At 64.9% G+C, this 20,560-nt stretch carries 22 protein-coding genes; 5 read left to right on the plus strand and 17 right to left on the minus strand.

What is annotated here, in order from left to right:
• Window position 1: 1 nt before the first annotated feature.
• The 6 genes from AC4FWB_RS24150 to AC4FWB_RS24175 form a co-directional block, all read right to left on the minus strand.
• Complete coding sequence (locus AC4FWB_RS24150; protein WP_491028739.1) at window positions 2–889, minus strand: branched-chain amino acid ABC transporter permease; 888 nt, start codon at window positions 887–889, stop codon at window positions 2–4.
• Between the two features lie 7 nt (window positions 890–896).
• Complete coding sequence (locus AC4FWB_RS24155) at window positions 897–1,601, minus strand: ABC transporter ATP-binding protein (RefSeq protein ID WP_491028740.1); 705 nt, start codon at window positions 1,599–1,601, stop codon at window positions 897–899.
• Window positions 1,594–2,394 (minus strand): ABC transporter ATP-binding protein, encoded by an 801-nt coding sequence (locus AC4FWB_RS24160; protein ID WP_491028741.1) that lies wholly within the window; start codon window positions 2,392–2,394, stop codon window positions 1,594–1,596. The genes AC4FWB_RS24155 and AC4FWB_RS24160 overlap by 8 nt, the downstream gene beginning before the upstream one ends.
• Window positions 2,391–3,599 carry an ABC transporter substrate-binding protein gene (locus tag AC4FWB_RS24165; protein ID WP_491028742.1) on the minus strand — a complete coding sequence of 403 codons (1,209 nt, stop codon included), beginning with the start codon at window positions 3,597–3,599 and terminating at the stop codon, window positions 2,391–2,393. Before AC4FWB_RS24165 ends, AC4FWB_RS24160 begins: the two co-directional genes overlap by 4 nt.
• A gap of 230 nt (window positions 3,600–3,829) precedes the next feature.
• Window positions 3,830–4,537 (minus strand): SDR family NAD(P)-dependent oxidoreductase, encoded by a 708-nt coding sequence (locus tag AC4FWB_RS24170; RefSeq protein WP_491028743.1) that lies wholly within the window; start codon window positions 4,535–4,537, stop codon window positions 3,830–3,832.
• Between the two features lie 317 nt (window positions 4,538–4,854).
• Window positions 4,855–5,451, minus strand: coding sequence for a YdeI/OmpD-associated family protein (locus AC4FWB_RS24175; RefSeq protein WP_491028744.1), 597 nt, complete (start codon window positions 5,449–5,451; stop codon window positions 4,855–4,857).
• Between the two features lie 325 nt (window positions 5,452–5,776).
• Here AC4FWB_RS24175 and AC4FWB_RS24180 point away from each other — a divergent pair, with 325 nt between their 5' ends.
• Window positions 5,777–6,505: an SDR family oxidoreductase gene (locus AC4FWB_RS24180; protein ID WP_491028745.1), complete on the plus strand. Its 729-nt coding sequence runs from the start codon at window positions 5,777–5,779 to the stop codon at window positions 6,503–6,505.
• Here the strand turns inward: AC4FWB_RS24180 and AC4FWB_RS24185 are convergent.
• Window positions 6,456–7,394 carry a LysR family transcriptional regulator gene (locus AC4FWB_RS24185; RefSeq protein ID WP_491028746.1) on the minus strand — a complete coding sequence of 313 codons (939 nt, stop codon included), beginning with the start codon at window positions 7,392–7,394 and terminating at the stop codon, window positions 6,456–6,458. The genes AC4FWB_RS24180 and AC4FWB_RS24185 overlap by 50 nt on opposite strands.
• A 9-nt stretch (window positions 7,395–7,403) precedes the next feature.
• On the minus strand, window positions 7,404–8,306 hold the full coding sequence (locus tag AC4FWB_RS24190) for a S1C family serine protease (RefSeq protein ID WP_491028747.1): 903 nt from the start codon (window positions 8,304–8,306) through the stop codon (window positions 7,404–7,406).
• Between the two features lie 219 nt (window positions 8,307–8,525).
• Between AC4FWB_RS24190 and yghU the strand changes: the two genes are divergently transcribed.
• The gene (yghU, locus tag AC4FWB_RS24195; RefSeq protein ID WP_491028748.1) at window positions 8,526–9,395 is read left to right on the plus strand and encodes a glutathione-dependent disulfide-bond oxidoreductase; all 870 of its coding nucleotides are present in this window, start codon (window positions 8,526–8,528) and stop codon (window positions 9,393–9,395) included.
• A 166-nt stretch (window positions 9,396–9,561) separates the two neighbouring features.
• On the opposite strand, the gene AC4FWB_RS24200 is transcribed toward yghU, so the two are convergent.
• Window positions 9,562–10,107 carry a YbhB/YbcL family Raf kinase inhibitor-like protein gene (locus tag AC4FWB_RS24200; RefSeq protein WP_491028749.1) on the minus strand — a complete coding sequence of 182 codons (546 nt, stop codon included), beginning with the start codon at window positions 10,105–10,107 and terminating at the stop codon, window positions 9,562–9,564.
• Window positions 10,108–10,581: 474 nt separating this feature from the next.
• Entirely contained in the window at window positions 10,582–11,751 is a 1,170-nt protein-coding gene (locus tag AC4FWB_RS24205) for an aminotransferase-like domain-containing protein (RefSeq protein ID WP_491028761.1), read from the minus strand.
• Window positions 11,752–12,077: 326 nt separating this feature from the next.
• Between AC4FWB_RS24205 and AC4FWB_RS24210 the strand changes: the two genes are divergently transcribed.
• Window positions 12,078–12,818: a sulfotransferase family protein gene (locus AC4FWB_RS24210; RefSeq protein ID WP_491028750.1), complete on the plus strand. Its 741-nt coding sequence runs from the start codon at window positions 12,078–12,080 to the stop codon at window positions 12,816–12,818.
• 247 nt (window positions 12,819–13,065) lie between these two features.
• Window positions 13,066–13,380: a GYD domain-containing protein gene (locus tag AC4FWB_RS24215; protein ID WP_491028751.1), complete on the plus strand. Its 315-nt coding sequence runs from the start codon at window positions 13,066–13,068 to the stop codon at window positions 13,378–13,380.
• 139 nt (window positions 13,381–13,519) lie between these two features.
• On the opposite strand, the gene AC4FWB_RS24220 is transcribed toward AC4FWB_RS24215, so the two are convergent.
• Genes AC4FWB_RS24220 through AC4FWB_RS24230 form a run of 3 tightly spaced genes read right to left on the minus strand, consistent with a single transcriptional unit; the run spans window position 13,520 to window position 15,966 of the window.
• On the minus strand, window positions 13,520–14,227 hold the full coding sequence (locus AC4FWB_RS24220; protein ID WP_491028752.1) for a hypothetical protein: 708 nt from the start codon (window positions 14,225–14,227) through the stop codon (window positions 13,520–13,522).
• Window position 14,228: 1 nt separating this feature from the next.
• Complete coding sequence (locus AC4FWB_RS24225) at window positions 14,229–15,683, minus strand: hypothetical protein (protein ID WP_491028753.1); 1,455 nt, start codon at window positions 15,681–15,683, stop codon at window positions 14,229–14,231.
• A 37-nt stretch (window positions 15,684–15,720) separates the two neighbouring features.
• Window positions 15,721–15,966, minus strand: a complete 246-nt coding sequence (locus AC4FWB_RS24230) for a hypothetical protein (protein ID WP_491028754.1) — start codon at window positions 15,964–15,966, stop codon at window positions 15,721–15,723.
• Window positions 15,967–16,002: 36 nt separating this feature from the next.
• Between AC4FWB_RS24230 and AC4FWB_RS24235 the strand changes: the two genes are divergently transcribed.
• Complete coding sequence (locus AC4FWB_RS24235) at window positions 16,003–16,998, plus strand: helix-turn-helix transcriptional regulator (RefSeq protein WP_491028755.1); 996 nt, start codon at window positions 16,003–16,005, stop codon at window positions 16,996–16,998.
• Between the two features lie 28 nt (window positions 16,999–17,026).
• Here AC4FWB_RS24235 and AC4FWB_RS24240 read toward each other — a convergent pair whose 3' ends face one another.
• The 4 genes from AC4FWB_RS24240 to AC4FWB_RS24255 form a co-directional block, all read right to left on the minus strand.
• The gene (locus tag AC4FWB_RS24240; RefSeq protein ID WP_491028756.1) at window positions 17,027–17,182 is read right to left on the minus strand and encodes a YjiS-like domain-containing protein; all 156 of its coding nucleotides are present in this window, start codon (window positions 17,180–17,182) and stop codon (window positions 17,027–17,029) included.
• Between the two features lie 172 nt (window positions 17,183–17,354).
• Complete coding sequence (locus AC4FWB_RS24245) at window positions 17,355–18,662, minus strand: mechanosensitive ion channel family protein (RefSeq protein WP_491028762.1); 1,308 nt, start codon at window positions 18,660–18,662, stop codon at window positions 17,355–17,357.
• Between the two features lie 188 nt (window positions 18,663–18,850).
• Window positions 18,851–19,027: a DUF2934 domain-containing protein gene (locus AC4FWB_RS24250; protein WP_491028757.1), complete on the minus strand. Its 177-nt coding sequence runs from the start codon at window positions 19,025–19,027 to the stop codon at window positions 18,851–18,853.
• A gap of 102 nt (window positions 19,028–19,129) precedes the next feature.
• Entirely contained in the window at window positions 19,130–20,329 is a 1,200-nt protein-coding gene (locus AC4FWB_RS24255; protein ID WP_491028763.1) for an amidohydrolase family protein, read from the minus strand.
• Window positions 20,330–20,560: the final 231 nt, after the last annotated feature.

Below are 20,560 nucleotides of genomic sequence, written 5' to 3' on the forward strand. Positions count from 1 at the left end.
CTCAGGCATCCCTTCCGAACAGGCCGGCCGGGCGCAGCAGAAGCACGATCGCCATGATGACGAAGACGACGAGGTTCGAGGCCTCGGGATAAAAGACCTTGGTCAGGCCCTCGGCGAGGCCGAGCATGTAGCCGGTGACGATAGCGCCGAGGATCGACCCCATGCCGCCGACCACGACGACGGCGAAGACGACGATGATCAAGTCCGAGCCCATCAGCGGGCTGACCTGGTAGACGGGCGCGGCAAGGATGCCGGCGAGTCCTGCAAGCGCCGCCCCCAGCCCATAGGTGAGTGTCAACAGCAACGGCACGTTGACGCCGAAGGCCTGGACCAGCTCCGGGTTCTCGGTCGCGGCGCGGAGATACGAGCCGAGCCTGGTTTTTTCGATCAGCAGCCAGGTGCCGATGCAGACGATGAGCGAGGCCACCACCACCCAGCCGCGATAGTTGGGCAAGAACATGAAGCCGAGATTGGTGCCACCGGCGAGCAGCGCCGGCACGGCGTATGGGTCGCCGGAGACGCCGTAGTAGAAGCGAAAGACGCCTTCGATCACGAGCGCCAGGCCGAAGGTGAAGAGCAGACCGTAGAGCGGGTCGAGGCGGTAGAGACGCGACAGCGCCACGCGCTCCACCGCCATGCCGAACAGGCCGACGGCCAAAGGCACGATGACCAGCGCCGGCCAGTAGCCGATGCCGAGATGGACCAGCAGCAGATAACCGATGAAGGCGCCGAGCATATAGAGCGCGCCATGGGCGAAATTGATGATGCGCAACAGCCCGAAGATGACGGCCAGCCCGAGGCTCAGCATCGCGTAGAAGGAGCCGTTGATGAGGCCGACCAAAAGCTGCCCGAGCAAGGCCTGGATGGGGATGCCGAAGATCATGGTCATTTGGCCATCATACCCCCAGCACCTCGTGCAGCTTCTCGGTATGCGCGGAAAGCTGCCCCACGGCAAAACCCTCCACCACCTTGCCGTGATCCATCAAATAGAAGCGGTCGGCGATGCGGGCGGCGAAGCGGAAATTCTGCTCGACCAGCAGGATAGTCATGCCGCGCTCCTTCAGCGTCGCCAGCAATTCGCCGATGCGCTGGACGATGACGGGCGCCAACCCTTCCGTCGGCTCGTCGAGCAAAAGCATCTCGACGCCGGTCCGCAGGATGCGGGCGATCGCCAGCATCTGTTGCTCGCCGCCGGAAAGTTTCGTGCCCTGGCTGTTGCGGCGCTCCTTGAGGTTGGGGAAGAGCTCGAAAATCTCCTCCACGCTCATGCCGCCCTTGGCCACCACCGGCGGCAGGATCAGGTTCTCGTCGACGGTGAGGGTCGCGAAGATGCCGCGCTCCTCCGGCACGAAGCCGATGCCCTGATGCGCGACGCGGTGCAGCGGCAGGCGGATCAGGTCCTTGCCGTTGAAGGTGACGCTGCCCGTTCGCTTGCGGATCAGCCCCATGATGGCGCGCAGCGTCGTCGTCTTGCCAACGCCGTTGCGGCCAAGCAGCGTCACCGTCTCGCCGCGCGAGACTTCGAGATTGACGCCATGCAGCGCGTGGCCCTCGCCGTACCAGGCGTGAAGATCGCGGACAGCCAGCAGCGGCTCACTCATGCTCGGTTCCCATGTAAGCGACGCGCACGCGCTCGTCCTGGCTGACCGTCGCATAGTCGCCGGCCGCCAGCACCTGGCCGCGCTGCATGACGGTGATCCAGTCGCAGAGGTCGGCAACGACGGTGAGATTGTGCTCGACCATCAGCACCGCGCGATCCCGGGCGAGCGAGCGGATGATGCCGGAGATCATGCCGACATCCTCATGCCCCATGCCGGCCATCGGCTCGTCGAGCAAAAGCACCTTGGGGTCCAGCGCCAGCGTGGTGGCGATCTCCAGCACGCGCTTCCTGCCATAGGAGAGATCGCCGGCGAGCCGATGCGCCGCATCGTCAAGGCCGACGACGGCGAGCAGCTCGCGCGCCCTTGGCGTGAGCTGGTCCAGCGCCGAGACCGGGCGCCAGAACTGGTAGCCCAGCCCGCCGGGACGCTGCAGCGCCACGCGCACATTGTCGAGGACGCTGAGATGGGGAAAGATCGCCGAGATCTGGAAGGAGCGGACCAGGCCCATGCGCGCCACTTTCGCCGGCGGCGTGCTGGTGATGTCGGTGCCGAGCAATTCGATCGTGCCGCTGCTCGGCTGCAGGAATTTGGTCAACAGGTTGAAAATGGTGGTCTTGCCGGCGCCGTTCGGGCCGATCAAGGCATGGATCCTGGCGTGATGGACGTCGAGATCAACATCCTTCACCGCGACGAAACCGGCGAAGTCGCGCCGCAAGCCGCGGGCGGAAAGCACCACCCGCGGCGTCTGTTCCTTGCCGTCCCGTCGGACGGCGGTAGCGGTGTCGGCCGTCACTTGGTGACGAGCGGGCAGCCGCTGTCCTCGGCCTTCATGAAGGCCTTGTCGCCGGGTATGGTTGCCAGATAGGTGTAGTAGTCCCAGTCCTTCTTGCTCTCTTCCGGCTTCTTGACCTGGTAGAGATACATGTCGTGCACCATCGAGCCGTCGGCCTGCACCTTGCCGTTGGCGGTGAAGACGTCGTTGACCGGCATCTCATGCAGTTGCTTGGCCACCGCCTCGGTCTCGTCGGTGCCGGCCTTGTCGATGGCCTTCAGATATTGCGTCACCGCCGAATAGGTGCCGGCCTGAATCATGTTCGGCATGCGGTTGGTGCGCTTGAAGAAGCGATCGGCGAATTTCCGGCTCTCGTCGTCGCGGTCCCAGTAATAGCCTTCGGTCAGCACCACGCCCTGCGCCGCCTGCAGGCCGAGGCCGTGCACTTCGGCGAGCGTGAAAAGAAGTGCGGCCAGCCGCTGGCCGCCGGCGACGATGCCGAACTCGGCCGCCTGCTTGATCGAGTTGGACGTGTCGAGGCCGGCATTGGCAAGGCCGACGATCTTGGCACCGGAAGACTGTGCTTGAAGCAGGAAGGAGGAATAGTCGGTGGAGCCCAGCGGATAGCGCACTTCGCCATCCACCTTGCCGCCGCTGGCCTCGACCAGCTTGGCGGTCTGGTCCTTCAGCGAATAGCCGAAGGCGTAGTCGACGGTGATGAAGTACCAGCTGTCGCCGCCCTGCTTCACGAGCTCGCCGCCGGTGCCGACCGCTTGGGAGTGCGTGTCATAGGCCCAGTGGAAACCATAGGGCGAGCACTGCTTGCCGGTGAGGTCGGTGGAGGCCGCGCCGGTGACGATGTCGATCTTCTTCTTTTCCTTGGAAAGCCCTTGGACGGCGAGTGCTACCGAAGACGTCGTGAGCTCCATGATCGCGTCGACCTGCTCGGTGTCGTACCACTGGCGCGCGATGTTGGAGGCGATGTCCGGCTTGTTCTGGTGGTCGGCGCTGACGATCTCGATCGGCGCGCCCTGCACCTTGCCGCCGAAATCCTCGACCGCCATCTTAGCGGCCTCGACCGACCACTTGCCGCCGAAATCGGCATAGACGCCGGACTGGTCGTTGAGGATGCCGATCTTGACCTTGCCGTCGGAAATTTCGCCAGCCGCCGCCGGCATTGCGGATGCCGCGATGAGCGCGGCCGAGACGAGATAGGATGCTTTCACTGGTGGTTCCTCCCTTGTGGCCAACCACCCGAAACGCGGCGGGCCTCGCAATGGTTCAACAGTTTCGTCCTGATTTTGGATTGGAGCCTCGATCCCGCCTGCAACTCCTCCTCTTGCGAGATCGTGTCGCGTGCCTTGGGTGCACGGAGGCGAGCCTAGCATCACATTTCGCGGGTCGAGTATGCTATTTTCGTAGCATGGAGGATGGGGCACGCCAGCGCGGCGCCGCCTCACCACGGCAGTTTCTTGCCATGGCGGAAAAAGCCGCCGGTCGGGCCGTCGTCCGGCAAGGTCGCGGCCCAGACGATGCCGGCGGCGCCTTGCGCGACGGGACGTCCGCCGGGACCGCCCATGTCGGTCGCGACCCAGCCGGGGCAGATCGAGTTGACCAGGACGCCGGCGCCGCGGAGCTCGGCGGCCAGGATGCGGGTCAGCGCGTTGAGCGTCGCCTTGCTGGTCGAATAGGCCGGCGCGCCGGCGCCCATCGAAGCGAGCGAGCCGCCTTCGGACGAGACATTGACCAGTCGGCCGTGACCTGAGGCGCTGAGCAGCGGCGCGAAGGCAATCGCGACGCGCCAGGCGCCGAAGACGTTGGTCTCGAAAGCATCGCGGATCGTTGTCCAGTCGGGCCGCAGCGCCCGCGCCGACGGGTCGTAATGGATGGCGGCGTTGTTGACCAAGACGTCCAGCCGGCCGAAGCGGCGCTCGATCTCGGCCGCGGCGTGGGCTGCCGCGTCCTCGGACGTGACGTCGAGGGCGATGGCGTGCACATCGCCATCCAGTCGCCTCGTAGCCGCCTCGCCTTTGGCAAGATCATGCACGCCGAGCAGCACGGTGAAGCCAAGCGCCGCCAATTGGCGGCCGGTCTCGAGGCCGATGCCGCGATTGCCGCCGGTGACGAGGGCGACCTTGCCGGAGTGAATTGTTCTGGTGTTCATGACTTGCTCCCCGGTTCTGAAAAGCTGAGTTTCCTCCTACCCCTCCTGTCTTACCGGACCTCTCCCCCGCAAGGGACCGTAATGCGGGGATTGGCGGTCCAGCCCATCACTCATTCCTGCCACGCCGGTGAATGACGAAAGCCGGCGCGACGGGGAATCTCCCCCCTTGAGGGGGAGATGGCCGGGAGGCCAGAGGGGGTCGTCTCACATCGAGCGTCGGCGCCCTGCGGACGCGAAGAAGAGGCTAGTGCTCCACGCGCGGCGACCTCCTCTGTCGTCTTCGGCGACATCTCCCCCTCAAGGGGGGAGATACCAGGTCACTTCTTCTGGGGGTAGATGGTCTCGCCGCGCTTCAGCATCTCGACGAAGCTCTCGATCTTCTTCTTGCGCCCCGCCTCGGTCTTCATGTTGTGGGTGCGGAAGGCGAGCGCGAAGCGGTTCTGGGCGGAAAGCTTTGCCAGCATCTCCCTCGCCTTCGGCTCGGCATCGATCGCCGCCTGCAGGTCGGGCGGGATCGTCATCTCCTTCGACCCGCCATAGGCGCGGTCCCAGCGGCCGTCGGCCTTCGCCGCCTCGACCTGCCTGAGGCCGTGCTTGGTCATGCGGCCCTCGTCGATCAGGCGGGCGACATTGTCGATGTTGATCCTGCTCCAGATGCTCTTTTTGCCGCGCCGCGTATAGCGCTGCAGGAAGCTTTTCTCGTCGAGCGACTTGCGCACGGCGTCAATCCAGCCAAAGCAGAGCACGGCGTCGATCGCTTCCTTCGGGGTGATCGAGGCGAGACCCGAGCCGACCTTGTGGATCTTGATCCAGACCTCGCTTTCGCCGGCGTGGTTTTCGCCCAGCCAGGCGTAGAAGCTCTCGGCATTGGGGAATTCGCGAACCTTGTCCGGATCGACTTTTATCGGGGGCATCGTTGTTCCTTCTAGCGCGGCGCCAAAGCTACCGATCTCCCCCCTTGTGGGGGAGATGGCCGGCAGGCCAGAGGGGGGCGCTGTCCCGCCAGCCTGTCGGGGTAGCGACGCAGCCTCTGCTTATAGTTGATGGAGATCAGACGGAAAGGCCGCGTTCCTTCGCGCCCCCCTCTGCCCTGCCGGGCATCTCCCCCACAAGGGGGGAGATTGGCTGCGTCATCGACACCACCCATCTGTCATCGGACTCTCCGATGATGCTATCGGATTCTTCCGTTTCCGCTGTGAACATCCGCCTGCCACATCACTGTCCACGCAAAGGAAAGGCATGGACATGGACAAGACAAGAATTCTTATCGTCGGCGGCAGCTCGGGCATGGGGTTGGCGCTCGCCAGGCGCTGCCTCGACGAGGGCGCGCGTGTCGTCATTGCCGGGCGCAGCGAAGCGAAGCTGGGCACCGCGCGGGATGAACTCGGCCGCCTGGACGCGATCGAGACAGCGGTGGTCGACATCAGCCGCGAGGATGCGGTCGCCGCACTTTTCGAGCGCATCGGCCGGCTCGACCATATCGTCAGCACCGCGGCCGACATCGAAGGCGCCTACCGGCTGCTGCCCGAGGTCGAGCTTTCAGCCGCGCAAAAGGTGGTGGAGTGCAAGTTCTACGGGCCGCTGCTCTTGGCCAAGCATGGCGCGCCGAAGCTTCCGCCCAACGGCTCGCTCACCTTCGTCTCCGGCATCGCCGCCTACCGGCCGGCGGCGCGCGGCTCGGTCGTCGCCGCCGTCAACGCCGCGCTCGAGGGGCTGGTGCGCGCCCTGGCCGTCGAGCTGGCGCCGATCCGCGTCAATGCCGTCTCGCCTGGCTGGGTCGACACGCCGATCTGGCAGTTCGTCGCCGGCGATGCAAAGAATGAGACGCTCGCCGCGATGGCCGAACGGCTGCCTGTGGGGCGGGTCGGCCGGCCGGAAGACATTGCCGACGCAATCCGCTTCCTGATGGACAACGGCTTCACGACGGGAACGACACTGCATGTCGAGGGCGGGCATCGGCTGGTATGACCGATGAAAAGCCCTCGCCCGCAGCAGCGAGCAGTGCCTTCAGCGACGGCTGGACGCGGCGGCGCCGCCAGATCATCACCAAGTCCGCTGACCGGACCGGCCCCGGCCATGCGATCTCGGCGACCTCGCCGCGGTCGAGCGCGGCCGCGACCGCCAGGCGCGGCACGATGCCGAGGCCGGCGCCGGCCGCCACCAGGCCGGCGATGGCGTCGATGCTGCCGGCTTCGGCTGCCAGCTTCGGCCCGCCGAGGCCGGCCTTGGCGAAAGCATTGTCGACCATGGCGCGGTAGACGCATCCGGTTTCGGTGGCGACGAAGCGTTTTTCGGCAAGCTCCGCCAGATCGATCTGCGTCCGGTTCTCGCCGGGCGGCGCAATCAGCACCAGCGGCTCCGCCGCGACGACGCGTCTGGCAAAGCGTTCGTCCCGCTCGCTGTCGCCGACCCTGTCGAAGCAGAAGGCGACGTCGATCTCGCCGTCGCCCAGCCTGCGCAGCAATTCGCCGCTGCCGGCGATCTTCAGCTTGATGTCGATGTCGGGGTGGGCGGCTTGGAAATCGGCGAGCCAGCCGGGAAGTTTTATGGAAGCGATCGTCTCCAGCGCGCCGATCGCAAGCCGGCCGGCCGTCTCGTTCTCGATGGCGTTGACAGCAGCGCGCGCGTCGTCGGCGAGCGCCAGCAATTGCTCCGCATAGGGTTTCAACGCCTCGCCGGCCGGCGTCAGTTCCAGCCCCTGCCGCGAGCGTGTGAAGAGGCTGGCGCCAAACTCGGCTTCCAGCGCCTGGATCTGGTCGCTGACGCTCGACTGCGCGAGATGCACTTCGGTCGCCGCGCGCGTGACGTTGCGCGTGCGCGCCACCGCGAGAAACGTCTTCAGCAGCCTTGGATGCATCGGGCGGCGTTACTGCAGCTGCGGCTTCTTGAGGAAGGAGTTGCGGTCGGCGGATTTTACCCTGAGCCAGGTCTCGCGGCCGTCGCGCACCACGCGTAGCGGGATCTCCGCGCCGGCCGGATTCTGCCAGAGCTTGCGATAGAAGTCGGCGAGACCGTCGACCTCGCCGTCGCGCACATCGGAGATGATGTCACCCTGGCGGAGACCCGCCTTGGCGGCCGGGCCGCCCTCGGCGACGCTCATCACCACCACCATGCCGTTAGACTCGGCCGAAAAGGCGCCGAGCCACGGACGCGCGGGCTTGGCCACCTGGCCGCGCTTCACAAGGTCGTCGAGGATCGGCGTCAGAAGGTCGATCGGCACGATCATGTTGATGTCGGCGACCTCGCCGGCGCGACTCATCTGCAGACGCAGCGAGCCGACGCCGAGCAGCTTGCCGTCGCCGTCGAACAGCGCAGCGCCGCCCCACGACGGGTGCGCCGGCGCGGTGAAGATCGCCTCGTCGATGAGATATTCCCAATAGCCGGCGAATTCCTGCTTGGTGACGATGTGGGCGTCGACCTGCTGGCCGATGCCGTCGGCGAGCGTCACGGCGTCGCCGATATTGGCCTTCCTGGCATTGCCGAACTTGACCGCCGGCAGGCCGAGCGGCGACAGCGCCTGCACCAGGCCGAAGCCGGTCTCCTGGTCGTAGGCCAGCGCATGCGCGGCCACCACGCGGCCGTTCTGGTCGGTCAGCCACACTTCCTCGGCCTCGGTGATGAGATAGCCGATGGTGAGCACCAGCCCGTTGTCGCGGATCACCACGCCGCTGCCTTCGCGGCGTGTGCCCAGCGCGTTGGCGGTGAAGGCGTCGTCCGGAACCGTGGCGCGCACGCCCACGACGGAGCGCGAGATTTTTTCGATTGTCATCGGTCGATCCTGCATTGCGGGTCTTTTTGTATAGGTATGGCCAAAGGGGCGCGGTGCAAGGGCATCTTCCCTTCTCCCATATGGGAGAAGGAGAGGCGCCGCGCTGGTCCAGTCATTAGTTCAACGAAAGTTGAACTTTTTTCTTTGACGGACGTGGAACCGTACCTAAGTCTATCGCCAACTAACCCGAATCCGCCCCGCAGGAACAAGGCCCCCGAGATGAACCAGTATACCCCCCCGAAAGTCTGGACCTGGAACAAGCCGAATGGCGGCGCCTTCGCCTCGATCAACCGCCCGGTCGCCGGGCCGACGCATGAGAAGGAATTGCCGGTCGGCAAGCATCCGCTGCAGCTCTATTCGCTGGCCACGCCCAACGGCCAGAAGGTGACGATCATGCTGGAGGAGCTTTTGGCGCGCGGCCACAGGGGCGCCGAATACGACGCCTGGCTGATCCGCATCAACGACGGCGATCAGTTCGGCAGCGGCTTCGTCGAGGTCAACCCGAATTCCAAGATCCCGGCGCTGATGGACCGCAGCGAGCCGAAGCCGGTGCGCGTGTTCGAATCCGGCTCGATCCTGACTTATCTCGCGGAAAAATTCGGCGAGTTCCTGCCGACGGAGCGTGCCGCCCGGGCGGAAACCTTCTCGTGGCTGTTCTGGCAGATGGGCTCGGCCCCCTATCTCGGCGGTGGCTTCGGCCATTTCTACGCCTATGCGCCGGAAAAGATCGAGTACGCCATCGACCGCTTCGCCATGGAGACCAAGCGGCAGATGGACGTGCTCGACCGGCGCCTCGCCGAGAGCGAGTACCTCGCCGGGCCCGACTACACCATCGCCGACATGGCGGTGTGGCCCTGGTATGGCGGGCTTGCCAAGGGCCGCAGCTACAACGATGCCGCGCAGTTCCTCTCCGTGCATGAGTATAAGCATGTGCAGCGCTGGGCCGACGCGATCGACGCCAGGCCGGCGGTCAAACGCGGCCGTATGGTCAACCGCCTCTCCGGCGATCCTGCCTACCAGTTGCATGAACGCCACGACGCCAGCGACTTCAAGACGAAGACGCAGGATAAGCTGCAAGCGGCGGAGTGAGCTGCTGATCTCCCCCCTTGAGGGGGAGATGTCGCCGAAGGCGACAGAGGGGGTCGCCGCGCGTGGAGCGCCGACCTCCTTCTTCACATTCGCAGGGAGTCGCGCTCTGTGCGAGGCGACCCCCTCTGGCCTGCCGGCCATCTCCCCCCTCAAGGGGGGAGATCGCTTACCTCCCATACGTATACGTCACACTCGCCTCGCCCAGCGCCTGGCTCTTCGCCGCGACCGACACCATCTCCGGCGACGGATTGTCCGGCGTGCGCAGCTTTGCTTCGCTGAGCGCATAGAGCGTAAAGACATAGTGGTGCGTGCCGCTGCCGGGCGGCGGGCATGGGCCGAAATAGCCGGCGCGGCCAACGCCGCCCTCCCCGGACACCGTGCCCTTGGGCATGCGCTTGCTGCTTTTCGAGCCGGCGCCCTCGGCCAGGCCCTTGGCGCTCGCCGGGATGTTCCAGGCAAGCCAGTGCCAGAACCCCTTGCCACCGTTGGCATCGGGATCGAACATGGTGAGCGCGTAGCTCTTGGTGCCGGCCGGCGGGTCCTTCCAGGCAAGCGCGATCGAGACGCTCTTGCCGCCGCAGCCGGCCTTGTCGCCGAGATATTTTGCGTCCCATTTGCCGTTGGAGACCGACGGGCTGGAGATTTCGAAGGCCGATGCCTGGGTGGCGAAGGCAGCGAGCGCAAGCACGGTGAAGCCGAGGCGTAGGGTCATGCTTTCCTCCCCTTCTGGCGAAGGTGTGAGAGTTTAGCGGAGCGGCCCGAAAAAGGGCAGCGCTAACGGACCGTCGCAAGACCGAAAAAAGCCCCGCCGGTGGAGGCCGTCGGGGCTCTTTCGTTCGAGGCCGCGAAGGTGGGACTTCGCCGCCGGTCGATCCAGGGGGGTGTTGGATCGGCCGGGACCCTAGCCGAAGAATCGGCCGCGCCGATAATCACGCCTGCGCACTACCGATCACGGTTGTGCGAGCAGGAGGTGACAGCCGGCGAAGCTGTAATCTCCCCCCTCGAGGGGGAGATGGCCGGTCCACCCTCCGCAGCTGCAGCGCAGCTGCTGCGGAGGACGGGCAGGCCAGAGGGGGTCGCCGCGCGTGGAGCGCCAACCTCCTTTGTCTCCGCAAGGCGTCGGCGCTCTATGTGAGACGACCCCCTCTGTCGCCTTCGGCGACATCTCCCCCTCAAGGGGGGGAGATTACCCCCTCATCAACTTCGCCAGCCTCGGCACGCCCTCGTTCACCGCGCGATCATCCGCCAGCGTGAAGGACATGCGCAGCGTGTTGCGACCGGTGCCGTCGGCGTAGAACGCGTTGCCGGGCACGAAGGCAACACGCGCCTCCTTCACCGAACGCGCCAGGAGTTCGGTGGCATCCGCGCCTTCCGGCAGCGTCAGCCAGACGAACATGCCGCCATCCGGCCGGCTCCAGGAAATGCCGTCGGGCATCTCGGCTTCGAGCGCGCCGAGCAGCGCGTCACGCCGCTTGCGGTAGGCGCCGACCAGCTTCTCCACCTGGCCATCGAAAATGGTCTCGGCGACGCGGTGCATGACCATCTGGTTGATCGAAGGGCTGTGCAGGTCGGACGCCTGCTTCATCAGCACCAGTTTCTCCACCACATGGCGCGGCGCGCAGACCCAGCCGACGCGCATGCCCGGCGACAGGATCTTGGAGAACGAGCCGCAATAGAGCGTGCGGGCGTTATCGATGCCCTCGGAGCGCGCGCAGTCGAGCGCCAGGATCGGCGGCACCGCCTCGCCGTCATAGCGCAGCGCCCGATAGGCGGCGTCCTCGATGACGGCGATGTCGAGCTCGCCGGCGAGGTCGAGCACCGCCCTGCGCTGCGCGGCATCGAGCGTGTTGCCGGTCGGGTTGGCGAAATCCGGCACCAGATAGGCGAATTTCACCTTGCCGCCGTTCGCGGCGGCGGCCGCGCGATAGGCCTCCGGCGTCATGTTGCCGCCGGCGGTGTTCAGCCGGTCGTAGCGCGGCTCGTAGGCGTTGAAGGCCTGCAGCGCGCCGAGATAGGTCGGCCAGGTGACCAGGGCGGTGTCTGCGGGCGACAGGAACAGCTTGCCGAGATAGTCGAGCGCCTGCTGGGAGCCGGAGGTGATGAAGATGTTTGCCTCGTCGCATTGGACGCCGAGCTTGCCCATGTAGCCGGCCAGCCATTTGCGCAGCGGCAGAAAACCCTCGCTGACCTGGTACTGCAGGGCAGCGCCCGCTTCCGCGCCGCCGAGCACCGCCTGGTATGCGTCGCCGATGGCTTCAGCCGGAAACAGCGACGGGTCCGGAATACCGCCGGCAAAGGAGATGATGTCGGGCTGGTCGAGCAGCTTCAGCAACTCGCGGATTTCCGAGGCCTTCATGCGCGACGAGCGCGAGGCCAGAAGGTTCAACAGGGTCAAGGCGCACCTCCCGCGGGGCGTTTTCGTATTTTAGGTCAATTAGGCTGACCTATTATCAGCCTCCGCGCCCGGCGTGAATAGCCCAAACGGTCACGGCTCGTCGTCCAGGCGACATTGTTGTTCTCGCATGTCAAAACCGCTGCAGACTTTGGGCGCCATGCGCTGGTCTACATATTTTCACAAATGCTAATGAAAAAATGTTGCGGGCCAAACGGCTTCGGCGCAGCATGAAATCGCAGCAGCCGGATATAGCGGGAAAATCAATCCGGCCGAACGGGATGGGGGCAATGACACTCGAACTTATCGGGGCCGGATTCGGTCGCACCGGCACGTGGTCCACTTTCGCCGCGCTGAACAGGCTCGGCTTTCCGAGCTACCACATGCAGGAAGTCATCCTGAACAAGGCCAACAAGGGCCATCTCGACTTCTGGCGCAAGGTGGCCAACAGCCCGCCCGGCAGCCAGCACGACTGGAACCGCGTGTTCGCCAATTATCGCGCCACCGTCGACAATCCGGGCTGCTGTGTGTGGCGCGAGCTGATGGCCGCCTACCCACGCGCCAAGGTGCTTTTGACGCTGCATCCGCGCGGCGCCGAAGCCTGGTACGACAGCACCATCGACACGATCTACTTCACCGAAAATGTCTGGCAGTTCAAGGTGCTGGAATGGCTGACGCCGTTCGGCCGCAAATTCGGCGATATGTCGAACAAGCTGGTCTGGGGCCGCGCCCTAAAAGGCGTCATGGACGACCGCGGCAAGGCGGTGGCGCGCTACAACGCCTATATCGACGAAGTGAAGGCGGCGGTGTCGCCGGAAAGGCTGCTGGTCTTCAAGGTGACCGACGGGTGGGGCCCGCTTTGCGATTTCCTCGGCGTTCCGCTTCCGAACGAGCCCTTCCCCAACCTCAACGACCGCGCCAGCGTCAAGAAGATCATCCGCGATATGATCATCGGCTCCTATGTGATGCTGGCCGGCGTGGCGCTGGCGATCGCGCTGGCGGTCGGCGGCCTCTGGTGGTGGCTGGGGTAGCTATTGCCATCCCCAGCAGTCGGTAAGGCCGGCGAGCGGCCCGGGTTCCGTCGAATGGCGGAATTGCCGATATATTAGAATAGGCGCATGTTATCGCAGGCCGAAGCCATGCTCCGGCTGAACCGCCGGTTTTGCCGTAGTTGCCCAGGCGGTCCACAGACCAGGGTCAAATGTCAGGAAAGGAAGGCAAGTCCGTGCTGCCCACGCGATTGGGCAGCCCGAGACGTGATATTTGGAGGAGATTCCCATGAAGGTTACCATATTGGCGAATTACGAACCCCAGGCCGCCAAGGGGCTGATGCAGGGATCGAACCGGGAAGTTGCAGTCAAGGCGCTTTTTGAAAGCGTCGGCGGCAAGATGACCAGCCTGATGTTCACGCGCGGCATGTATGACGTCGTCGTCAATGGCGAGGTGCCGGACCAGACCGCCGGGATGGGCATGACGCTTGCCGTGCGGGCCAGCGGCTCGGTGCGCGACCTCGTCGTCCTTGAAGAGCTCGACATGAAGGGTGTGCTCGCGGCTGCCAACAAGGCCGCCGGCGTCTACAAGCCCGCCGGCTGACCGTCTGGCCAGGCAGCACAGGCGATTGAACCTGCCCGTGCTGCCCGTTCGCAAACGAAAAGAAAGGCATCCCGCAACCGAAGATGTGCGAGCGCGGTGGTGCTGTCCAGGAGACACGCAGCGCTCCATGGCGGGCAGTTCACGGCTTGACGGAATCGTTGCGGGGTTTTGCCGGTTTCGTCTTCCTGCCAGCCCCGACGGCGGTTGACGGCGCATCCGGGAGCGGTTCCGCCGGTTTGGGCTGATCGGCCACGGGCGTGTCGGGCGCCTGCGGCCCGCCCGGGGTGAGTTTCACCGAGATGCCGAAGATCTTCCATTGCCGGTTTACCGGCTCGAACAGCAGTTCAAAGTTCACCTGCAACGGCGCCGAGGGGAAGAACCCGGCCATATGCAGCATTCCGTTGGTTTCGATCCGCGGCAGCACCGTCAGTTGCGGTTCGAGAATGGCAATGCCGCTCAGGTCCAGGTCCTGGCTGCGTTGGGAAGCGAATATCTCGGCCAGCCTGGCATCGGTGTTGGTCTGGAAGCCCGGCGAACCCAGGTCACGTAGCACGGTGTAGTTTCCGGTCTTGTTGGCCTGATCGAGGGCAAGCAGCGTGGACCGCACCAGGATCAGGACGCCGTTGCGGTCAATATTGGCAGGTGTCGGGCTCTTGGCCGGCTTGTCGGCGACGCGGGTTTCCTTGTTCGTCTGAGACGCGACCAGCGAGACTTGCAGCAGGCAAATGGATACGGCAGCCAAAACGAAAACAAGGCGCCGGCCAAACCATGTTGCAGTCCGATGCCATGCCGCACCTGCTGCGCCGGAACCGGCCAGCGGGGTCGCCCCATACGAAGGTTTGCTCATCTTACCAAGTAAGCATCAGTCCGGCGCGTCCGCCCACCGTGCCACGCCGCGCGCCAACCCCGATACCGCCGTTCAGCTGCACGTGATCGGAAAGACGTATGGCGGTCGTGCCGGCAAAAGCGTTCTCGCCTTCAAAGCCGCCCCAATTGATGGAGACGGCATAGTTCTTGTCACCAGGCAGGCCGGCGCCAGCCATGGCAAGCGCAATCGCCGTGCCCTCGAAGGCCTTGTCGATGTTGCCGGACAGACCGCCGACCGTCTTCTCCAACGAACCGACCCGGCCGTCGAGACCGGCGATAGCGCTGGTGTTGGCACTGATCTGGGCATCGTATGCCGCGAATGTACTCGGCCCATAGTCGGAGAGCGCGAGGTTGCCGGCCGAATCCGAGGTTGCGAAATAGATGTCGCCCGACTGTGCCGACCGGCTTTGTGAGGATGCGATGCCCGAAAGCGTGTAGGTGCTGGTGTCCGAGCCGACCTTGACCTGACCGGCACGGTCCGTGCTCACCCCTTGACCGATGGCGACCGAATTGGCGAAGCCGGCTGTCGCTCCTTCGCCGAGGGCCACGCTGCCCGCGGCCAAGGATTTTGCATTGTTGCCCAGCGCGATCGAGTCGGCGCCGCTCGAGGTGGCGCCTTGACCGACGGCGATGTTCGCAGTGCCCGCGCCTGAGGCGACTGCCCTGTATCCGATGGCAATGTTGTTGCTGCCGTCGCCGGAGGCATTGGCTAGATTACCGCTCGCGATGTTGTGGCTGCCGTCGCCAAAGGCATGGGCGTCGGCGCCGAACGCACTGTTGACGCCGCCGTCGCCATAGGCTTGGGCCCCAGCGCCGCTCGCGGTGTTGGCGCTGCCGCTGCCGCTGGCATCGGAATACGCGCCGTTCGCATTGTTGTAGCTGTCGTCGCCCATGGCTTTCGCCCACTGGCCAGTGGCGGTGTTGGCACTACGATCTCCGAAGGCATCAGCGGAGGCGCCGTTTGCGGTGTTGGCGCTAAAATCCCCGGTGGCATCGGAAGAGGGGCCGCTCGCAGTGTTGCGACTTTCATCGCCAAAGGCCCAGGAGCTATAGCCGCTCGCGTAGTTGTAACTGCTGTCGCCAAAGGCTTGGGATCCAGGGCCGATCGCAACATTGTTGCTGCTGTCGCCGTAGGCCCAAGCATCGGCGCCGACCGCAATGTTGTTACTGCCGTTGGTGCCGTGGGCGTCGGCTTCGGGACCACATGCAAAGTTGAAGATGCTTCCGCTCGCATCGGCGCCCCCGCCGCCCCCGCCCGTGGCCGCGCAGACGAACTGCGCGCTCGCCTCATTGGGCGCAATGGCCACCAAACTCGCGGCCAGCCCCGCCGTCAGCGCGGTGCCGCGAAGACCATATCCCGCCAGCGCGATGGTCGAGAGCAGGCGCGCCGGCGCGCCGTTTCTCCTTGGATCCGCCCCAGTCCCCGCCTTCACCATGCAGTCCCCTATTCACGGTCCATGTTGTTGCTGAGAATTAGCGACCGGTTTGAGGAATGGCGTCCACCACTTGGTGGATACGCTTGGCGACGCGAGCGGCAAGGATGTCGCCCAAGCTGGCTATGTTGGCCACGCTGTGTTGTAGTTTGCCGATCGGCGCTTTCGGGGAGAGCAGGCCTTGAGCGATGAAGCTTTCGAACTCATCCGAATGATCGGCAATTTCTACGATGCCGTCATCGAACCCAGTCTTTGGCAGACAGCCCTCGACGATATGCGGAGCCATTTCGGTTTCCACATCGGAGCCCTCGGGATCATCGCATTGCCAACCGGCAACAGCGTCGTCCAGGTGACGTCCAACATCCCGGCAGACTATGTTGCCAGAATGAACCTCTACAACGACGACGTCGTCCATCTGTGGGGTGGCGCCGCCAGGCTGGCTGAACTGCCGCTGGAAGAGCCGGTGCTCCATTCGCAGGTCATAGGTCCGGAGGTGAAGGAGGCAAACCGCTTCGATCGCGAGTGGTCGCGGCCGCTCGGCCTGGTCGACCAGGTCGGCATCCTTCTGGCGCGCGACAGGACCATGCTGGGCAATGTGGGGCTGGGTCGGCACGAATCAGCTCCCCCCTTGACGGAAGCGGACATGGACGGCTTGCGCATCCTGGCACCGCATTTGCGGCGCGCCGCCATCATCAGCCGGCTGCTGGACAATGCGACGTCGGCCGCGACCACGTTCGAGGCCGCCCTCGATGCTACCCGTTCGGCCGTGGTGCTGGTCGCGGAAGACATGTCGATCGTACATGCCAACGCCGCTGCCAGGACCATGCTGAAGAACGGCGACCCGATACTCACTGTCCGTGGCAAGCTCGCGCTGCTGCGCGAATTGGTGCCCACTCGCCTGCAGGCGGTAGTTGGGGTGGCGGCGCGGGCGGAGCAGGAGCTCGGCCGGCGCGGCATCGGCAGCGCGGCGAAATCCCGCAACGGAACGGCGCTTGCGGTGCAGGTCATGCCGCTGGAAAAACGCACGTTGCGCAGCGGGCTGGACCGCCGCGCTGCCGTCGCCGTATTCATCGGCGATGCCACGGCGCCCCTTGAAATGCCCGCCGACGCGATGCGCCTGCTCTATGAACTGACGCCGGCCGAGCAGCGCGTCTTCGAGCTCGTCGTGGCCGGCCAGCGGACGGACAGCATCGCGGAAAGGCTGGGCGTGGCGCCAAGCACGGTGCGGACGCATCTTTTGCGGGTATTCGAGAAGACCGGCCGCCACACGCGCGCGGGGCTGGTGAAGCTCAGCCGCGAAATCACCTTGCCGAACTGATCCGGAACCGTCGGGATGACTGTCAGCCTTAGAACGGCAACCGAATCTCGTCGGCCTCGCTCACCTCCGGCCAGCCGATGTCCTTGCGGATCTCCGGCGGCAGTTCGTTCAGCTCGCGCATCGTCCTGCGGCGCTTGCTTGCCCGCGCAAAGGCGGCGCGGATGCGGTTAAGGCTTTTGAACATCGGGACCTCCACAAAGCAGCGGCAGAAAGACCGCCCGCTCACCGGGCGCCGCTTTTGCGGTGCGTCTGTAACCAGCCGATTGCGCGCGAACGGTGAAATGCTTCACGAAGCCGGCGTGGCCTGAAACATATGCATGCAAATTAATTTATGGGTAGCGCGGTCCCGTCGCCGCTCAGCGGGCCGCCCAATTGCCTTTCTGCGCGGCCCCGTCCCTGACGATGATTTCACGGTGCGGATAGGGGATGCCTATGCCGTTCTTTTTGAATGTATCCCACAGTGCCAGCAACACCTTGCCGCGCACATTGGTCAGGCCCTGCTGCGGATCGTGGATCCAGAAGCGCAGGACGAAGTTGAGCGAGGAGTCGCCGAACCCCGTCAGCCAGCAGACCGGCCGCCGATCGGCTTCGACCCGGCCGACGCTGATCGCAGCCTCTATCGCCAGTTCGCTGACCTTATGCGGGTCGGCGTCGTAGGAGACGCCAAAGTCCACGTCGAGCCGCACGAGGTTGTCGCTGAACGACCAGTTGATGACCCTTTGGGTGATGAAGTCTTCGTTCGGGATCAGATATTCGCGGCCGTCGCGTGTCACCACCGAGACGAAGCGCGCCCGCAATTCGCGTATCCAGCCGAATGTGCCTTCGAGCGAGATGGTGTCGCCCGGCTTGATCGACTTGTCGAGCAGGATGATCATGCCGGAGACGAAGTTCGAAACGACCTTCTGCAACCCGAAGGCGAGACCGACGCCGATCGCGCCGGAAAAAACCGTCAGCGCCGTCAGATCGACGCCGACGGCGGAAAGGGCGAAGGCGCCGGCAATCAGGACCAGGCCGATCTTCGCCACCTTGCCGACGAGGACGCGGATCGAGGGCGTCAGTTCCTCGGAGATGCGGACGCGCTCATCGACATAGTTGCCGATGACCACGGCAAACCAGACCGTGGCGGCCAGCAGTAGCAGCGCCTTGAGCAGCAGCAGGGCCGAAAGGCGGACCGTGCCCATTGGGATTGCCAGGCTGTCCAGCAAGGTCGCGGTCTCGTCACTGACGCCCAGGATGACAAGCGCCGCGTAGGCCCAGATCAGCCAACCGAGCAGGCGGGCGACGAAGCGGTTGTGAACCATGCGCGACAGCACCGACGCGAAAAGCCACGCGAGCGACAGCGAAAGGGCGACGTGGATGAGGTAGAGGTGGCTCGGCCACACGAAAGGGCGCATGAGGTTGAGCGCGGCAAGCAGGAAAAGCGTGAAGAGGATCCAGTCCGTGCGTCGCAACAGGGCGATCACGACCCTCAGCAGGCTGGGATGGCCCTTGATCTGGCGTGCCCGGTCCTCGACGAGCAGCTCGACACGCTGCCCGGCAAATCTGGCCGCGACGAACAGCGTGAGGATGATGGCAAGCTGATAGAAGAGCCACAGCGAGGTGGCGTAGTTGAACCATCCGCTGGACCAGGCCAGCGCTCGACCGATGGCGTCGCGAACATCCATTGCCACACGACCATCATGGACGGGCTAAAGCGCGTCGCGCAGAAACGGAGTCAGGCGACGCGCTTTAGGTCTTTGTCTTGATGCATGTCGCTCTCCCAAAACCGCTGCGCACTTTTGGGCGACATGCATAGTCAAACCCGCCGTTGGGGGGCCCATTTCAGGGCCGCGCATTCACAGCGCTCCGGCGGCTATGCGCCGGCGCGGCGGGCGGGTTTGCCCGACGTATCCTGCCTTTGATCCTCTTCGTCGATCTCGTCCATCGCCTTTTCCCAAAAGCGCAAGTCGGCGCCCTCGGGCTTTCCTTCCTTTTCCCAAAGTTCATAGGCGCGCTGGCGGATGCGGTCTTCCCTGCTCTGGTCAGCCATGGAAACCTCCCGATCTCTGTTTCATCGGAAGGAACGTCGGCGCCGGAGAAACGATCCATGCGAAGGCCTGGCAGTGCCGATTTTCTCGGCGCCGCCCGGCCCTCACCCGATCATTGCGCCATTCTTGGCAATCGCCCCGCCCGCGCGATACACGGTCCGCTCTTTCGGCACCGCCACCACCGCTTCCGGCACGTGCTCGGCCCGGAGCGCGACGAAATCGGCCTTGGCGCCGACGGCTATGCCATAACCTTCCAGGCCCAGCGCCCTGGCGCCGGCGTGGCTCACCACGTCGCAAGCCGCTTCCAGTTCCCAATCCTCGTAAAAGCCGGAGCGGTAGCCGATCATGTTGGCGCGGTTGAGCATGTCGCCGTCCCCATAGGGCCACCAGGAATCGCGGATGTTGTCGGAGCCGGCAAAGACGGTGACGCCCGCCTTGCGCAGTGCCGCCACCGGCGGGAAAGGATGGTTGCCGGGCGCGTTGGTCATGATGGCGACGCCGGAGGCTGCGAGCAGCTCGCCGGCCCTGGCCAGCGCGTCGGCGGAAATGTCGCCCAGCGCATAGGCGTGGCTGACGGCGACTTTTCCTTGCATGCTCAGTGCCGTGGTCCGCGCGCATATGTCCTCGATCTCGAACAGGCCGAGCGTGCCGCCGTCATGGAGATGGATGTCGATGCCGACGCCGCGCTTTTCGGCAAGAGCGAAGACCACGTCGAGATGGCCCTTCACGTCGCGGTCAAAGCTTGCCGGGTCGAGCCCGCCGATCAGGTCGCAGCCGAGTTTCAGCGCCTCGTCCAGCAGCTCCGCCGTGCCCGGAGAGGACAGAATGCCGCTCTGCGGGAAGGCGACGAGCTGGATGTCGATCAGCTCGCGGTATTTCTCACGCACGCCAAGGATCGTCTCGACATGCTTCAGCCCGACCATGGCGTCGACCATGACATGGCTGCGCATGGCGAGGCTACCGTTGCCGACGCAAAGCTCGAGCTGGTTCTTCGCACGCTCTGCCATCGGCGCGGCCTGCTCAAGGTTCCGCATCTGGAAAGCCACGCGCTCGCGCACGTCGAAGCCGTTGGTGCAGGGAATGTGCGGGCGCCAGGCATCGCCATAGAAGGAGGTGTCGAGATGGATATGGCCCTCGACGAAGGCCGGCAGAACGAGCTGGCCGGCGAGGTCGGTGGCGCCGGCCGGCGGGGTAGCGGCATTGGCGGCAGGCGTGATGGCGCTGAAGCGGCCATCGGAGACGGTGAGGTCGGCCAGCGTGCCGTCGGCGAGCTTGGCGTTGAGGAAATGGGTTTGGCGCAAGATGCAATCCGTTGGAATTGAAAGCGTTACTCGTCGCCGCTGTGGAGGCTGCGGTCAATGCGGCGAGAGGTAGAAAGTGTTTCGCCGCTGGCGATCTCCCCCCTTGAGGGCAGGGGAATCGCACATGAGTAGAATTGGACTCTTGCGGCGGTTATCGAAATGGATTCTGAAGGACCTCTGGATGATCGGAGGTCGGCATGGTGTTTCTGGATGTATTTGGCGAGGTTCCGGACC

The organism is Mesorhizobium sp. LEGMi-168a, from assembly GCF_058312955.1.

Coding starts and splice junctions, on each gene's coding strand:
- AC4FWB_RS24150 (WP_491028739.1), bottom strand. CDS start 889: ATGACCATGATCTTCGGCATCCCCATCCAGGCCTTGCTCGGGCAGCTT.
- AC4FWB_RS24155 (WP_491028740.1), bottom strand. CDS start 1,601: ATGAGTGAGCCGCTGCTGGCTGTCCGCGATCTTCACGCCTGGTACGGC.
- AC4FWB_RS24170 (WP_491028743.1), bottom strand. CDS start 4,537: ATGAACACCAGAACAATTCACTCCGGCAAGGTCGCCCTCGTCACCGGC.
- AC4FWB_RS24175 (WP_491028744.1), bottom strand. CDS start 5,451: ATGCCCCCGATAAAAGTCGATCCGGACAAGGTTCGCGAATTCCCCAAT.
- AC4FWB_RS24180 (WP_491028745.1), top strand. CDS start 5,777: ATGGACATGGACAAGACAAGAATTCTTATCGTCGGCGGCAGCTCGGGC.
- AC4FWB_RS24185 (WP_491028746.1), bottom strand. CDS start 7,394: ATGCATCCAAGGCTGCTGAAGACGTTTCTCGCGGTGGCGCGCACGCGC.
- AC4FWB_RS24190 (WP_491028747.1), bottom strand. CDS start 8,306: ATGACAATCGAAAAAATCTCGCGCTCCGTCGTGGGCGTGCGCGCCACG.
- yghU (WP_491028748.1), top strand. CDS start 8,526: ATGAACCAGTATACCCCCCCGAAAGTCTGGACCTGGAACAAGCCGAAT.
- AC4FWB_RS24200 (WP_491028749.1), bottom strand. CDS start 10,107: ATGACCCTACGCCTCGGCTTCACCGTGCTTGCGCTCGCTGCCTTCGCC.
- AC4FWB_RS24205 (WP_491028761.1), bottom strand. CDS start 11,751: ATGAAGGCCTCGGAAATCCGCGAGTTGCTGAAGCTGCTCGACCAGCCC.
- AC4FWB_RS24210 (WP_491028750.1), top strand. CDS start 12,078: ATGACACTCGAACTTATCGGGGCCGGATTCGGTCGCACCGGCACGTGG.
- AC4FWB_RS24215 (WP_491028751.1), top strand. CDS start 13,066: ATGAAGGTTACCATATTGGCGAATTACGAACCCCAGGCCGCCAAGGGG.
- AC4FWB_RS24220 (WP_491028752.1), bottom strand. CDS start 14,227: ATGAGCAAACCTTCGTATGGGGCGACCCCGCTGGCCGGTTCCGGCGCA.
- AC4FWB_RS24225 (WP_491028753.1), bottom strand. CDS start 15,683: ATGGTGAAGGCGGGGACTGGGGCGGATCCAAGGAGAAACGGCGCGCCG.
- AC4FWB_RS24230 (WP_491028754.1), bottom strand. CDS start 15,966: ATGGCTCCGCATATCGTCGAGGGCTGTCTGCCAAAGACTGGGTTCGAT.
- AC4FWB_RS24240 (WP_491028756.1), bottom strand. CDS start 17,182: ATGTTCAAAAGCCTTAACCGCATCCGCGCCGCCTTTGCGCGGGCAAGC.
- AC4FWB_RS24245 (WP_491028762.1), bottom strand. CDS start 18,662: ATGGATGTTCGCGACGCCATCGGTCGAGCGCTGGCCTGGTCCAGCGGA.
- AC4FWB_RS24250 (WP_491028757.1), bottom strand. CDS start 19,027: ATGGCTGACCAGAGCAGGGAAGACCGCATCCGCCAGCGCGCCTATGAA.